Source organism: Streptomyces sp. NPDC003691, from assembly GCF_053981115.1.
Genome location: NZ_JBSFNQ010000051.1, coordinates 1 through 15,658 on the forward strand (window position 1 = coordinate 1; position 15,658 = coordinate 15,658).

A 15,658-nucleotide genomic window follows, 5' to 3' on the forward strand; every position below is an offset into this window, starting at 1 on the left:
TCCGCGGGCCCCTCGCCGCCGCCCCGGCCGGCGGGCGGCCCGCCCCCCCCGCGGCGGGTGCAGCCGTCCGGCGTCCACCGGACGGAGCGTCAGCGCCCCGATCTCCGCTACCGGCGCACCGTGTTCGTCGGCGACCGACACGGACACGGCGTGTTCGCCCGCCGGGGAGATCCGGACCCGCACGGTCGTCCCGCACCGGCCCAGCGGCTCCACCCCGGACCAGGAGAAGGGCAGCGGGGCCCGGCCGCCGCCGAGTTCGACGACACCGCCGGCCGTCAGGGCGTGCAGGACCGCGTCGGCCAGCGCGGGATGGAGGACGAAACCGCCGTCCGCCGTGCCGCCGGTGCCGGTGCCGGTGCCGGTGCCGGTGGGCAGGGTGGCGGTGCCGGTGGGCAGGGTGGCGGTGGCGAAGAGGTCGTCACCTCGCCGCCATACCTCGCGCAGGCCCCGGAAGGCCGGTCCGTAGGTGAACCCGGCATCGGCGAAGGTGTCGTACAGCCCGTCGGTGTCCAGCCGCCGGGCCCCGGCGGGCGGCCAGACGGCGAGTGACCGTACGTCCCCGGCCGGGGCGTCCGGTCCGGCGGCGGGCGGCGCCAGCAGGCCGGTGGCATGACGTGTCCAGCCGTCCGCCCCGGCGCTCCCGGGCTCCGCCGCGTGTCCCGTGGATCCGCCGTCCCGGCCGTCCGCGACCGGGCACGCGTACAGCGACAGGGAGCGGCGGCCCGACTCGTCCGCGGCCCCGGCGGCCACCCTGATCCGCACCCCGCCGGAGGCGGGCAGGACCAGGGGGGTCTCCAGGGTGAGGTCCTCGATCCCCCCGCAGCCGGTGAAGGCGGACGTCCAGAGCGCCAGGTCCAGAAAGACGGTCGCCGGAACCACGACCGTGCCGAAGACCGCATGGTCGGCGAGCCACGGGTGGGTGCGCACCGACCACCGGGCGGTGAACACCGTCTCACCGGTGCCCGGATGGTCCACCACCGCGCCCAGCAGCGAGTGTCCGGGAGCGGCGAGCCCGGCCCCGGCCACGTCCGGGCCGCCCGGGCCGGCCGCGAAGTCCAGCCAGTACCGCTGCCGCCGGAAGGCGTACGTCGGCAGGTCCACCTGCCGTCGGGGCCCGAACAGGGCGCCCCAGTCGACGCTCCCGCCCCGGACGTGGAACCGTGCCACCGCCCCCAGCAGCGTGTCCACGGCTCCGCGGCCCCGCCGTGACACGGGCACCACCACCGCGTCCGTCACGCCCGTACCGGTGAACGTCTCCTGGAGGATGCCGGTGAGGGCGGCCCCGGGTCCCAGGTCGAGGAAGACCTCCGCTCCGGCCGCCCGGGCGCACTCCACCGCGGCGGCGAAGCGTACGGGTTCCCGGGCGTGCCGCACCCAGTGCGCGACCGAGGCGAACTCGCCGGGCGCGGCCTCACGGCCCAGCACCGTCGAGACGACCGGTATCTCCGTACGGCCCGCGGGGAGCCCGCCGACCGTCTGCGCGAACTCCTCCAGGACCGGGTCCATCAGCGATGAGTGGAAGGCATGGCCGACGTCCAGCGGCTTCACCCGGACACCCGCGGCCGTCAATTCGTCCCGGAGCGCGGCCACGTCGTCGCGACCGCCGGAGACCACCACCGATTCCGGGCCGTTGACGGCGGCGACGCCGATCCGTTCGTACCGGCCGAGCAGGGCGCTCACCGCCGCCTCGGAGGCGCGCACCGCCAGCATGGCGCCCGGTTCGGTGACCGTCTGCATGATCCGGCCGCGGGCGGCCACCAGCCGGACCGCGGCGTCCTGGTCCAGCGCGCCGGACACATGGGCCGCGGTGATCTCACCGACCGAGTGGCCGATCAGCCGGCCGGGCCGTCCGCAGTAGTGCTCCAGGAGCCGGTAGAGGGCGGTCTGGACGGCGAACAGCGCGGGCTGGGCGATATCGGTCCGCCGGCCGGCGGACCGGTCGTCCCCGGCCCCGCCGAGCAGGAAGGGCCTCAGTGAGAAGGGCAGACAAGTGTCGAAGCGCTCGCAGATCTCGTCGAGGTGCCGTGCGAAGACGGGAAACGCGTCGTACAGCTGGTGTGCCGTACTCCCCCAGCGCGTTCCCTGGCCGGAGAATACGAAGACCGTGCCGCCGGATCCGGCGGCGGCGACACCGCGCACGACTGCGGCGGACTCCGTTCCCTCGCTCAGCGCCGCCAGCCCGCTCAGCAGCTCGTCCCGGCCGCGGCCCAGGACCACCGCGCGGTGTGCGAACCGGGTCCGGCCCGACACCAGCGACCACCCGGTGTCGGCGATGTCCCGGTCCGGTACGGCGGCGAAGTCCCGCAGTTTCCCGGCCTGCTCCCGCAGGGCCGCCTCCGACCCCGCCGTCACCACCCACGGCACCAGCCCGTCCGGCATCGGCCCCGCCGTGGCGGGGTCCGGCGCGGCCTGCGGGGCCTCCTCCAGGATCAGATGCGCGTTGGTGCCGCTGGCGCCGAAGGCGGATACCCCCGCCCGCCGGGGCCGGCCCGGAGCGGCGGCCCACTTCATGGTGCCGGTGAGCAGCTCCACCGCTCCGGCCGACCAGTCCACATGGGTGGTGGGGCGGTCCACATGGAGCGTCTTCGGCATGGTCCGCCTGCGCAGGGCCATCACCGTCTTGATGATGCCGCCGACGCCCGCGGCCGCCTGGGCATGACCGATGTTCGACTTCAGCGAGCCCAGCCACAGCGGCCGCTCGGGATCCCGTCCCTGTCCGTAGACGGCGAGCAGCGCCTGGGCTTCGATCGGATCGCCGAGGGTCGTCCCGGTGCCGTGGGCCTCCACCAGGTCCACATCGGCGGCCCGCAGCCGCGCGTCGGCCAGTGCCGCCGCGATCACCCGCTGCTGGGCAGGTCCGTTCGGCGCGGTCATCCCGTTGGAGGCCCCGTCCTGGTTGACCGCCGAGCCCCGGATCACCGCCCAGATCCGGCGGCCGTGGCGCCGCGCGTCCGACAGCCGCTCCAGCACCAGCATCCCGGCGCCTTCGGCGAAGCCGGTGCCGTCGGCCGCGTCGGCGAACGCCTTGCACCGGCCGTCGGCGGCCAAGCCCCCCTGCCGCGACATCTCCCGGAAGACCTGTGACGTCGCCATCACGGTGACGCCTCCGGCCAGCGCCAGGGTGCACTCGCCCCGGCGCAGCGACTGCACCGCCTGGTGGACGGCGACCAGCGACGACGAGCAGGCGGTGTCGGTCGACACCGCCGGGCCCTCCAGGCCCAGCGCGTAGGCGACCCGTCCGGACGCGACGCTCAGCAGGGCGCCCGTCTGTCCGTAGCCGGCGATGATCTCCGGGGTGGTGTGGTGGTTCCCGTAACCGAAGTAGGCCAGACCGGCGAAGACGCCGGTGGCGCTGCCGTGCAGGGTCTCCGGGTCGATTCCGGCCCGTTCCAGGGACTCCCAGGAGGTCTCCAGCAGCAGCCGGTGCTGCGGGTCGGCCGCCAGTGCCTCGCGGGGGTGGATACGGAAGAAGTCGGCGTCGAAGTCGCCCGCGTCGTGGAGGAATCCGCCGTAGCGGGTGGTGCAGGTCCCGGGCCGGTCCGGATCGGGGTCAAACAGCGCTTCCAGGTCCCAGTGGCGGTCCGCCGGGAACTCGGACACCGCGTCCCGCCCGGCCCGGACCAGATCCCACAGCGCTTCCGGTGAGTCCGCCCCGCCCGGAAAGCGGCAGGCGGCTCCCACGATCGCGACGGGCTCGGCGGCGGCCTCGGTCAGCTCCCGGAGCCGTCTGCGTGTTTCGACGAGTTCGACCGAAGTCCGCTTGAGGTAGCCGAGCACATCGGTGCCGGTGCCCGTTTCGGTGCCGGTGCCGGTGCCGGTTTCAGTGCCGGTGTGTTCGGTCATCGCTCTCCCAGGCCGAGTTCTTCGTCCAGCAGCGCGAGCAGTTCGCCCGCCGAGGCCGTGCCGATCCGGTCGGCGATACCGTCCGGCGGTCCGTCACCGGACGGTGGCCGGACCCGTGCCTGCACTTCGCCGAGGCGCGCGGCGAGCGCGGACCGGTCCTCGTCCCCCAGACCGGCGAGCGCCTGCGGCAGCCGCGCGGCCAGCGCCTCGATCTCGTCGGCCAGGCGGCGGGCCGGGGATACGGGGGCGGCGTTGACGGCGGCGGCCAGGAACCGGGCGAGGGCACCCGGACTGGGATGGTCGAACGCGAGCGTGGCGGGCAGGGTCAGACCGGTGGCGGCCGCCAGGGTGTTCCGGAGTTCGAGGGCGGTCAGCGAATCGATCCCAAGGTCCCGGAACGGCGTACCGGGTGCGACCCGGGCGCTGTCCGGGTGGCCGAGGACGGTCGCGGTCCCGGACCGGACGGCATCGAGGAGTACGGCCTCCCCGTCGGCGGGGGTCAGGGATCTCACCCGGCGCGCGAGTGCGGTGCCGGTGGACGTCCCGTTCTCCGCTCCGCCGGATCCGGCGGAGGTCCCGTCCCCCGTACCGGTCGTGCCCGTCCCGTTTGCGGTACCGGTCGTGGCGACCCCGTTCGCCGTACCGGTCCCGTTCGTCCCGCCCGTCGTGCCCGTCCCGCGCAGGAGCGGCGACTCCGGCCGGGTGGCGAACGGCGTACCGCCCGGTGCCGGGACGCTCAGCCGGGCCGGCACCAGCACCGGCTCGGTCCGGCCCAGCGCGGCGTCGAACAGCGCCAGCCCTTCGTACGTCGTCAGCGGCCGGACTCCCTGCCGCTCCAGCCGGACGAGGTCCGTATCGCCGAGGCCGGAGCCGAGTTCGCCGCGCTCCGCCCAGTAGCCCCAGCACAGCGACAGCGCGGGCAGCCCGTCGGCCCGGCGGGCCTCCGCCAGCCCGTCGAGGAAGGCGTTGGCCGCCGCGTAGCCGGCCTGTCCCGCGGTGCCCAGCACACCGGCGACGGAGGAGTAGAGCACAAACGCGGAGAGGTCGAGGTGCCGGGTCAGTTCGTGCAGGTTCCAGGCGCCGCGCGCCTTCGGTGCCAGCACCGCGTCGACGCGGTCCGCGGACAGGGTCCCGACGACCCCGTCGTCCAGGGCGGCCGCGCAGTGGATCACCGCGCTCAGCGGGTGGCGGTCCGGGACGGCACCGGTCAGCCCGGCGACGGACCGGCGGTCCGTGATGTCGCACGCCACGGCCTCGGCCGTCGCCCCCGCCTCGGCGATCTCCGCCAGCAGCCGGGCGGCCGCCGGGGCCGCGGGCCCTCGTCGGCTCGCCAGGATCAGCCGGCGTACCCCGTGCCGCCGGACGAGGTGCCGGGCCAGTATCGCCCCGAGGCCGCTGGTGCCGCCGGTGATCAGCACGGTGCCGGAACCGAGCCCGGAAGGGGCCTCCGCCCGGCCGTGGACCGGGCCGGACGGGAGCAGCCGCGGTGTGGTCACCGTCCCGGCGCGGATCCTGAGCTGGGGTTCGCCGGTGGCGGCGGCGGCCACGACGGCGGCCTGTGACGCGGGCAGGCCGTCCGTGTCCACGAGCGTGAAACGGCCCGGGTTCTCGGTCTGGGCACTCCGTACGAATCCCCAGACGGCGGTCGCCGCGGGATCGGTCCGTCCCATCCGGTCGTCCTGGAGGGCGTTGCGCGTCACCACCACCAGCCGGGACCGGGAGAACCGTTCATCCGCGAGCCATTCCTGTGTCCGGTGCAGGACCCGGCGCAGATTGCGCGCGGCCGCGGCCGGTACATCGCCGCCGGGTCCGTCGGGTCCGTCGACGGGGGCGATGACGAGCGGGGGTACGGCCGCCCCGGAAGCGCCGAGTTCACCGAGCCCGGCGGAGGCATGCCCGGTCCCGCCAGCTGCGGCGAACGGTCCGGGATCGCCCAGTACCGCGTACCGCGGCACGGGTTCGCCGGAAGCGGGCCGCGAGGGTGTCCACGCCAGGCGGAACAGCGCGCCCCCGCGGGCGGGGTCCGGTGCCACCGGCTCGCCGGTGGTCGCCGGGCCCGGCAATCCGGTGCCGTCGGGGTGGGTTCCGTTCCCTTCGGTGGCACCCTCGCGGTCCCCGTCGGCGGACGGGCCCGCCGGACCACCGGGCGGCGGCTCCGGGCCGCTCCCGGCACCGGCACCGGCCTCGGCGCCCGTGCCGGTACCAGCGCCTGTGCCGGTGCCGGAAGCGGTGTCGGCGCCGGTGCCGGGAGCAGTGTCGGTGTCCAGCCAGTAGCGCTGCCGCTGGAAGGGATAGGTCGGCAACTCGGCCCACGGGCCGTCCCGGTCCGGGAAGACGGCCTTCCAGTCGACGGGCACGCCCGCCACAAACGCCTCCGCCGCCGACCGGTACAGCCGGTCCTGGCCGCCGTCGCCGCGGCGCAGCGAACCCACCACCACCCCGGCCGCCCCGGGAGTGGCGCCGATCATCTCCTGGATGTTGATGGTGAGCGACGGATGCGGGCCGACTTCGATGAAAGCACTGTGGCCGGTCTCCAGGAGCCGCTGTACGGCGGCTTCGAACCGGACCGGTTCCCGCATATTGCGGAACCAGTAGCCTGCGGTCAGCTCCCTGGTGTCCAGGGGGGCACCGGTCACCGTCGAGACGAAAACGGCGGACGCGGGGCCGGGGTCGACCGGACCCAGCTCGTCCAGCAGCCGCCGCTCCAGCACGTCCATCAGCGGTGAGTGCCCCGGAACTCCCGCCGGGACCGGCCGCGCGCGAATGCCCAGGGAGGCGCAGACCGCCAGCAGTTCCCCGAGCGCCGCGCTCTCGCCCGAAACCGTGGTGGAGTACGGTCCGTTGACCGCGGCGACCGCGAGCCGCGGCTCCCAGGGCCGCAGCAGTTCCCGCACCCGGTCCTCCGGCGCGACGATCCCGGCCGTGCCGCCGTCCGGCGCCGCGGTGGCCAGCAGCCGGGACCGCAGGGCCACGATCCTCGCCGCTTCGGACAGGGGCAGGGCGCCCGCGACACAGGCCGCGGCGATCTCCCCCTGGGAGTGGCCGACGACCGCGTCGGGGGTCACTCCCAGCGAGCGCCAGACCCGCGCCAGCGACACCATCACGGCGAAGAGCGCCGGCTGGACCACGTCGATGCGGTCCAGCTCCATGGCCTCCGGCCCGCCGGACAGGGTGTCGGCGACCGGCCAGTCCACCCACGGGGACAGCGCCTGCGCGCAGGCCCGCAGCTCTTCGGCGAAGACCGGGCAGGACTCCCCCAGCGCCCGGCCCATCCCGGCCCACTGTGTTCCCTGGCCCGGGAACACGAACACGGTCCCGCCGGGTGGTGCCGCGACTCCCGAGACCGCGCCACGGGGTGACGTGCCGTCGCCCGCGGCGGCGGTCAGTCCGGCGAGCAGCTCGTCCCGGCCGGTGCCGATGACCACCCGGCGGTGGCGGAACAGTGTCCGGGTCCCCACCAGTGCACGGCCCACGGCCGCGAGGGGCGGCGCCGGGTCCCCGGCCAGATGGTCCCGGAGCCGCAGGGTCTGTTCCCGGAGCGCCTCCTCCGACCGTGCCGACAGGACCAGTGGGAGCGGTCCGGCCGGGGCGGCCGCCGCTGCCGGGGCGGTCGGGCCCCCGTCCCCGTATCCGTCCTCCGGTGCCTGTTCCAGGACGACATGGGCGTTGGTGCCGCTGACCCCGAAGGAGGAGACTCCCGCGCGTCGCGGCCGCTCCTCGGCGGCGGGCCAGTCACGGGACTCGGTCAGCAGCTCCACCGCCCCGGACTCCCAGTCGACATGGGGGCTGGGGCGGTTCACATGCAGGGTCCTGGGCAGTGTCCGGTGCCGCATTGCCATGATCATCTTGAGCATTCCGCCGATACCGGCGGCCGCCTGCGTATGCCCGATGTTCGACTTCAGCGAGCCCAGCCACAGCGGTTTGCCGGGGTCCCGGCCCGGTCCGTAGACGGCCAGCAGGGCCTGGGCCTCGACGGGGTCGCCCAGCCGGGTTCCGGTGCCGTGCGCCTCGACGGCGTCCACGTCACCGGGCAGGAGTCCGGCGTCGGCCAGCGCGGCCCGGACGACCCGCTGCTGCGCCGGTTCGCTGGGCGCGGTCAGACCGTTGGACGCGCCGTCCTGGTTGACCGCCGAGCCCCGGATCACCGCCCAGATGCGGCGTCCGTGGCGCAGCGCGTCCGACAGCCGCTCCAGCACCAGCACACCCGCGCCCTCGCCCCAGCCCGTTCCGTCGGCGGCCTCCGCGAACGACTTGCACCGCCCGTCCGCCGACAGGCTCCGCTGCCGGGCGGCCTCCACGAACAGCCCCGGTGTCGGCAGTACCGAGACCCCGCCGGCCAGGGCGAGCCCGCACTCCCCCGACCGCAGGGACCGTACGGCCTGGTGGACGGCGACCAGCGAGGAGGAGCAGGCGGTGTCCACCGACACCGCGGGACCCTCCAGCCCCAGGACGTACGCCACCCGGCCGGAGGCGACGCTGGGATAGGTCCCGGCGATCGCGAAGCCCTCCAGCTCTCCGGCGTCCCCGCTGCCCATCCGGGGTCCGTAGTCCACCCCGTAGATCCCGGTGAACACACCGGTCGCCGATCCCCGCAGCGCCGCCGGGTCGATGCCCGCCCGTTCCACCGCCTCCCACGAGGTCTCCAGCATCAGCCGCTGCTGGGGGTCCATAGCCAGTGCCTCCCGCGGACTGATGCCGAAGAAGGGCGCGTCGAACTCCGCGAGCCCGGCCAGGAATCCGCCCGAGCGGGTGTACGTCCGCCCGCGGGCGCCGGGGTCGGGGGCGTAGAGCAGTGCCTCCGGCCGCCATCCGCGGTCCGCCGGAAAGGCGCCGATCGCGTCCACCTCCCCGGCGACGAGCCGCCACAGGTCTTCGGGGGACATCACGCCGCCGGGGAAGCGGCAGCCCGCGCCGACGACCGCGACGGGCTCGTGCGCGCGCTCCTCCAGTACGCGCACGCGCTCACGAAGGGCCTGCGCGTCGGCGACGGCACGTCGCAAGTAGGAGCGCAGCTTGCCGACGTCCTCCACCAGGGTCTCCTCGAACGGTTGCCGGAACGGGACAGGGGCCGGGACGAACAGGCGCTACAGGTATCCGCGGTCGATCAGCTCGTACAGTTCCTCGTCGCCCGGGTCCGCGGCGCCGCGGCCGTCCGGGTCCTCCGGTGCGCCGGGCGCCTCGCCCCGCTCCGGCGCCGCGGGCGCGAGCAGGGCGGCGACATGGGCGCCGAGCGCCTGCGGAGTCGGGTGGGAGAAGGCGACCGTGGCCGGGAGTCCGACGCCCGCCGCCGCGCGGAGCCGGTTCCGGAGCCGTACCGCCATCGCCGAGTCGAAGCCGAGGTCCCGGAAGGTCTCCGCCGACCGGGCCATGAGTTCGGCGCCGGTGACGGCGGTGCCCCGTTCGGCCAGCACCGCGGCCGCTTCGGCGCAGACGGTGCGGAGGGCCCCGTGCGGTGTGCCCGGCGGCGGTGTGCCGCTCCCGGGGGCGGCACTCACCGGGCGGGCCGGTGGCGCGGAGCCGCCGGGTGCCGTCAGCCAGTAGCCGCGGCGCTGGAACGGATAGGCCGGAAGGGCGATCCGGCGGGGGCGGGGCTCGGCGAACAGTCCCGGCCAGTCCACCGGCACACCCTGTACATACAGTTCGGCCAGGGCCGCCAGGATCCGGTCGGCGCCTCCGTCGTCCTTGTGCAGGGTGCCGACCACCGGCGGGGCGACGCCCAGCGCGTCGGCGGTCTCCTCCATGGCCGCCGTGAGCACCGGGTGCGGGCCGACTTCCACGTACACTCCGCCGCGCTCGCGCATCAGCCGGCCGGTGACCTCGGCGAACCGCACCGTCGAACGGAGGTTGTCGTACCAGTACGGGCCGGTGAGCGCCCCGGGTTCGAGCGGGCCGCCGGTGACGGTGGAGTGGAACTCCACCGCGGTCTCCGCCGGGGAGACGCCCGCGAGGTCCCGGAGCAGGCGTTCCCGCAGGGACTCGACATGACGGGAGTGGGACGCGTAGTCCACCTTCACCCGCCGTACCCGGACCCCGTCGGCCGCCGCCGCGGCAGCGAACTCGTCCAGCGCCGTGCCGTTCCCGGAGATCACCACCGACTCCGGCCCGTTGACCGCGGCCAGGGAGAGCCGTCCTGCCCACCGGGCCAGCCGGCCGACGGCCCATTCCGGGGTCGCGGCGACGGCGCTCATCCCGCCGCCCCGGCCGGTCAGCCCAGTCAAGGCCCGGCTGCGCAGGGCGACGATCCGCGCGGCGTCCTCCAGGGTGAGCGCACCGGACACGCACGCCGCGGCGATCTCGCCCTGGGAGTGCCCGACCACGGCGTCGGGGACCACGCCCAGCGCCCGCCACACCCGTGCCAGGGCCACCATCACCGAGAAGAGCACCGGCTGGACCACGTCCACCCGCTCCAGCAGCGCCGCCGGGGCGCCGCCGGTCAGCACCGCCGTCAAGGACCAGTCCACCCAGGGCGCCAGGGCCCGCTCGCAGGCGTCGATACCCGCCGCGAAGACCTCCGACTCGGCGTGGAGCCGACGGCCCATGCCCGCCCACTGGGCCCCCTGGCCGGGGAAGACGAAGACGACCGGACCGGCCGTGTCCCCGGCCACTCCGCGAATCACCCGCGCCGCGCCCTCACCCGCGGCCAGCGCCGCCAGTCCGGCCGCCGGGCGGCCGCGGCCGTCGCCCAGCAGTACCGCCCGGTGTTCGAACGACGGTCTCGTGGCCACCAGCGAGTACGCCGCATCGGCCGCCGCCGGGGGAGGGTCCGCCGCCAGGAACCCGGCCAGCCGCCGCGCCTGCTCCCGCAGGGCGGGCTCCGAACGGGCCGACAGCACCCACGGCAGGATTCCGGCGACGGCCACCGGGCCGGGGTCGGGCGGCTCCACCGGTGTCCGGGGGGCCTCTTCGAGGATCACATGCGCGTTCGTCCCGCCCATGCCGAAGGACGAGACCCCCGCCCGGCGCGGCCGGCCCCGGGTGACGGGCCAGGGCCGTACGGTACGCGGGACCTCGAAGTCCGTCTCGAAGTCCGGTACCGCGGCGGTGGGGGTACGGAAGTTCAGACTGGGCACCAGCCGGCCGTGCTCCAGGCAGAGCACGGTCTTCACCAGCCCGGTGATCCCGGCGGCCGGCTCCAGATGTCCGATGTTCGTCTTCACCGACCCGATCACCAGGGGGCGCCGCCGGCCGGTGTCCCGGCTCACCCGGCGCAGTCCGGTCAGCTCGGCCGGATCGCCGAGCCGGGTACCGGTGCCGTGCGCCTCGACGTAGTCGACGCCGTCGAAGGGAACGCCCGCGTGGCGCAGCGCGGACAGTACGGTTGCCGCCTGTGCCGCCGGGCTGGGATCCGGCATCCGGGCGGACGCGCCGCCGTTCCCCGCACTCCAGCCGCGGACGACCGCACGGATCCGGTCGCCGTCGGCCAGGGCGGCGTCGAGTGCTTTCAGCAGGACGAACGCCCCGCCCTCCCCGCGGACGAATCCGTCGGCCCGGTCGTCGAAGGCGAAGCAGCGGCCGGCGGCCGACAGGGCCCCCAGATTGGCCAGGCCGGATCCCGTTTCCGGGTCGGCGATCAGGTTCACACCGCCCGCGATCGCCGTGGTGACGGCACCGCTGCGGATCCGCTCGCAGGCCAGCGCCAGGGAGACCAGTGACGAGGACTGGCCCGAGTCCGCGCAGAAGCTCATTCCGCGGACGTCGAACAGGGCGGAGATCCTGTTCGCGATCAGCGCGCCGCTCGAACCGAGGGCGGCGTAGTGGTCGTCGCGGTCGCTGCCGGACCGGGCGCGGAGGGCGTCGTACCCGGAGGACGCGGCACCGACCAGCACATCGACCGGGCGGCCGGCCAGCGCGGCGGGGGGCAGGCGGGCGTCCTCGACGGCTTCCCACGCCAGTTCCAGTCCCAGGCGCTGCACCGGGTCCATCGCGGCGGCCTCGTCCGGTGTCACCCCGAAGAAGCCGGCGTCGAAACCGTCGACGGAGTCGAAGAACGAGCCCGTGTACAGGGCGGCGGCGTCCGGGTGGGCGGCCGGGTCCGGGGCGGCAGTCCGGTGCGGGGGAAACCGGCCGACGGTGGACCCGCCGTCGCGGAGCAGGCGCCAGAACTCTCCGGGGTCGCGTGCTCCGGGGAAACGGCACGACAGGCCGATCACCGCTACTCCGGCGGCTGCGTCGTTCATGATGCCTCCTTCCGGTTGCCCGGGCGTACTGCGACCGTGACGGGAGCGCGGCGGTTCAGCGCCAACGGGTCAGCGACCGCCGCAGCCCGGCGGGCGCACCGGCGAAGTCGTGGTGGCCGCCGTCGAGGACGTGGAGTTCGGCGGTCTCGGTGTACCGGCACCAGTCACGGAGCCGTTCGGGGCTCGTGCCCGTATCGTCCCGCCAGTGCAGTACGTCGATGGGGCACCGCACAACGGCCGGTTCCGTCCGCCGGTAGGCAGCGGCGGCGTCCCGGTCGCGGAGCAGTACGGCGAGCCCCAAGCCGGTCATGTCGGGCCGTGGCTCGATGCCCCGGCTCCGGAGGTACGACTCCACCCCGGCCCGGAGTTCGGGTTCGGTCATGGCGAGCATCGGGTCGTACGGCGTATGGTGCGGCGCCGGCTGGCCGGAGACGACGAGGCGTTCGGGGGCGGGCAGCCCGAGCCGGTCGAGCCGGACCGCGGTCTCGTACGCCGCCAGGGCGCCCGCGCAGTGTCCGAAGAGGGCGAACGGCCGGTCCAGAAAGGGCGTCAGGGCCTCGGCCAGGCCGTCGGCGAGGTTCTCGTAGGTGCCGTAGTGGGGATGGGCCAGCCGGTTCTCCCGGCCGGGGAACTGCACCGGGCAGACCTCGGTATCGCCGATGACGGCCGGCCAGGCGCTGAAGGCGGATGCCCCGCCCCCGGCGAAGGGGAAGCAGAAGAGCCGGGCGGGCGGGCCGTCGGACGGCGGACGGATGAACCACGGCGACGTGGCGGCGGTGGAGCCGGCTGTCATGACGTCCTTCGTTTCCGGGCGACGACGGGGAAGCGGGTCAGTCCGGCGATGAAGTACGAGCGGAGGTGCCGCGGTTCGCCGGCGGGTTCGATCGACTCGAACCGCTGGAGCAGTTCTTCGAAGAAGACGCGCAGGGTGAGTCTGGCCAGGGGGGCGCCGATGCAGAAATGCGGCCCGAATCCAAAGGCGATCTGGCGCTTCGCGCCGGCCCGGGTGATGTCGAACAGGTGCGGCGAGGGGAACAGTCGCTCGTCCCGGTTGGCCGATCCGATCCAGGCGACGACCGCTCCGCCGGCCGGGACCGTGCCCCCGGCGATCCGGGTGTCGTCCACCGCGTACCGCATGAAGTTGCACGCGGCGGAGGTCCAGCGCAGTCCTTCCTCGACCAGATTCGGGATCAGCGAGGGATCGGCCCGTGCCTTGTCGTACTGCTCCGGCCGTTCGGTGAGCGCCTGGACGGTACCGGAGACGGTGTGCGGGGTCGTGACGTTGGCGCCCAGCAGGATGCTGTATCCGTCGAGGGCGATCTCCTCGTCGGTCAAGGGGGCGTCTCCGGCGCGGACGGTCATGAGGTGGTCGAGCAGGCTGCCGTCCCCGTGGCCGGCCGCCCGCCGGCGTCCGACCCATGCGGTGACATAGGCGACGAGTTCATGGTGGGCGATGGCCAGCGTGGCCGCTTCGCTGCCGTGCCGGAAGTGGGGGTCGGACGGTGCGGTCACCATGGCGGTGAGCCGGACGAGTTCGTCCCAGTCCCGTTCCGGGATGCCCAGCAGCGGGCCCGTGACGATCGCGGGCAGCCGCAGTGCCTGTTCGGCCAGGTCCCAGATGCCGCCGTCGTCCGCGGGCGCAAGGAACCGGACGATCGCCTGCCGGATCCGGTCCTCCCAGCCCGCGACCGCCCGCGCGGTGAGCCGGGTGCCGACCGCCCTGCGGACCTCGGTGTGCCGCGGCGGGTCGGTGGAGGTCATGAGTCTGCCCGCCGCGACGTCGTCCTGTCCGAGGTGGGTGACCACCGTGCCGCGTTCGGAGGTGAACTCCCGGTGGTCGCCGAGTACCCGGCATACGTCGTCGTAACGCGTCACCGACCAGAACTCCCGGCCGTCCGGCAGCAGCTGGTGGTGGAGGGGGGCTTCGGCCCGCATCACGTCCCAGACCGTGTGCGGGTCGCCGGAGGTGTAGAGGTCGAGATCGAACAGGTCGACGCCGCGGAGATCGACAGCTCCGCCGGCGCCCGGTGTCAGCCGCATGCCCGGTCCCTCTCCTCCACGATCAGGCCGGCGACGCGGGCCGGGGTCTGCGCCAGGTAGAAGGCCCGTACGGACAGTTCGACGCCGTAGTCCCGGAGCACCCGGTCGATGATCCGGATCCCGATCAGCGAATTCCCGCCGAGCGCGAAGAAGTCGTCGTCCGCGCCGACTTCCCGGCCGTCGAGGAAATCGCTCCAGAGGCCGGAGATCTCCCGCACGAACGAATCCGGTACGCCCGACGGCCCCGGCGGCGGGGCCTGCGGTGCCGGTGTCCCGTCCTGCCCGTCCCGTCCATCGATCCGCGGCCCCGATTCCATTGCCAGCCTTTCCATCGTCACATCGTCACAGCAGAACGAAGAGAGGGAATGCCCTTCCGGTCGCGCCGGGGCAGAACAGTCCGACCCCTCCGGATACCGGGGGAAGCCGGAACTGCGCATCATGCCCGGACGGCGGGCCGAACTGCCCTGCCGCCGGATCTTCCGAGCATCCTGCCACAGTGTCTGTCCCGCCGACAGGACAGCGAAGAGCCGTCGGGATCTTCGCCGGATCCGCTGCCCGAAACCCCCGGGAGCCGCCGGAACCGGAGAAATCCTGTGACACCGGAGATCGCGCCCTACGGTCGCTCACTGCTTTCGTTGCCATAACTCCCGAACGGAATTACGGTGTCGGCCCGGAAGGGCGCTCAGCAGCTTACGGGCGCGTCGGGAACACATAGTGAAAGGGATTTCGTTGCTGAAGTCGCAACGGCTCGCGGTGCTGCCCGTCGGCTCGTACGATCTGGAGTCCGAACTCTCCGTGGTGGACCGGCACGAATACCAGGGCGAGTACGACGCCCTCACCTTCGGATCATGGTCGTGCCATGTGCTGGCCAACGGCAGCGGCGCCGAATCGGACATCTCCTTCCGTCCGCACAACGGGCGCCTGACCCCGACCGAACTGGGCAGAAGACTGCCGAACATCATGTCCCTGGTAACCGAGCACTTCTCGCCGGACAGGTTGCAGTGGGTGCGTATCTTCAGCCTCCGGGACGGCCTCATGGCCCCGCACGCGGACTTTCTCGAATGGGACGAGACGGGCACCAGGGTGCAGATTCCCCTGCGCACCACGGAGGAATCGCTCCACTCCGAGAACGACATCGTCTACCACCTCCGGCGCGGCGAGGTGTGGAAGATCCACACAACCGATCCGCACTCCGCACGGAACTCGGCCCGGACCGCCCGGCTCTCCCTCTGCCTGGACTTCGCCGGCGCCGAGGAGCCCGTCGGGATCCGCGGGGACGTGCCGCCCGCCGAGCCGGTCCGCATCGTCGAGCGGCCCGAAGCCACGGAGGCGGAGATCGAAGAACTGGTCGCGTCCGCCGCGGGGATGAGCACCGCGAGCATGCGCTCGGACTTCCGCCGGTTCGCCGCGTTCCACTTCGAGCGGCGCGTGCACGCCGCGGCGGCGTTCGACTGGTACGAGGAGGCGGCGTGGCGCACCGGCGACGCCGCCGTCGCCGCGAAGGCCCAGGCCTTCCGGAGGTACTGCATCGACAAACGGGCCGACGGAGAAGTCTTCGACTGGTGAGGCCCCCGATCCCAGCCGCGGCCGCGGAGCCG

Annotated in this window: 5 protein-coding genes and 2 pseudogenes; 1 reads left to right on the forward strand and 6 read right to left on the reverse strand. The window is 74.2% G+C overall.

Annotated features, from left to right (window positions below):
* The 6 genes and pseudogenes from ACWDR0_RS22830 to ACWDR0_RS22855 form a co-directional block, all read right to left on the reverse strand.
* Positions 1-3,702 (reverse strand): annotated as a pseudogene (locus ACWDR0_RS22830) (type I polyketide synthase); the annotation flags it as partial.
* A gap of 137 nt (positions 3,703-3,839) precedes the next feature.
* Positions 3,840-8,858, reverse strand: a pseudogene (locus ACWDR0_RS22835) (type I polyketide synthase); the annotation flags it as partial.
* A 69-nt stretch (positions 8,859-8,927) separates the two neighbouring features.
* Entirely contained in the window at positions 8,928-12,020 is a 3,093-nt protein-coding gene (locus tag ACWDR0_RS22840; RefSeq protein ID WP_456353582.1) for a type I polyketide synthase, read from the reverse strand.
* A gap of 55 nt (positions 12,021-12,075) precedes the next feature.
* Complete coding sequence (locus tag ACWDR0_RS22845; RefSeq protein WP_456353583.1) at positions 12,076-12,813, reverse strand: thioesterase II family protein; 738 nt, start codon at positions 12,811-12,813, stop codon at positions 12,076-12,078.
* Entirely contained in the window at positions 12,810-14,060 is a 1,251-nt protein-coding gene (locus tag ACWDR0_RS22850) for a cytochrome P450 (protein ID WP_456353584.1), read from the reverse strand. Before ACWDR0_RS22850 ends, ACWDR0_RS22845 begins: the two co-directional genes overlap by 4 nt.
* The gene (locus ACWDR0_RS22855; protein ID WP_456353585.1) at positions 14,051-14,392 is read right to left on the reverse strand and encodes a phosphopantetheine-binding protein; all 342 of its coding nucleotides are present in this window, start codon (positions 14,390-14,392) and stop codon (positions 14,051-14,053) included. The genes ACWDR0_RS22850 and ACWDR0_RS22855 overlap by 10 nt, the downstream gene beginning before the upstream one ends.
* A 397-nt stretch (positions 14,393-14,789) precedes the next feature.
* Between ACWDR0_RS22855 and ACWDR0_RS22860 the strand changes: the two genes are divergently transcribed.
* Positions 14,790-15,626: a putative nonproteinogenic amino acid hydroxylase gene (locus tag ACWDR0_RS22860; RefSeq protein ID WP_456353586.1), complete on the forward strand. Its 837-nt coding sequence runs from the start codon at positions 14,790-14,792 to the stop codon at positions 15,624-15,626.
* Positions 15,627-15,658 lie beyond the last annotated feature (32 nt).

Bases quoted from the DNA above. Each gene is read 5' to 3' on its own strand.
- ACWDR0_RS22845 (WP_456353583.1), bottom strand. From the start codon at position 12,813: ATGACAGCCGGCTCCACCGCCGCCACGTCGCCGTGGTTCATCCGTCCG.
- ACWDR0_RS22850 (WP_456353584.1), bottom strand. From the start codon at position 14,060: ATGCGGCTGACACCGGGCGCCGGCGGAGCTGTCGATCTCCGCGGCGTC.
- ACWDR0_RS22840 (WP_456353582.1), bottom strand. From the start codon at position 12,020: ATGAACGACGCAGCCGCCGGAGTAGCGGTGATCGGCCTGTCGTGCCGT.
- ACWDR0_RS22855 (WP_456353585.1), bottom strand. From the start codon at position 14,392: ATGGAAAGGCTGGCAATGGAATCGGGGCCGCGGATCGATGGACGGGAC.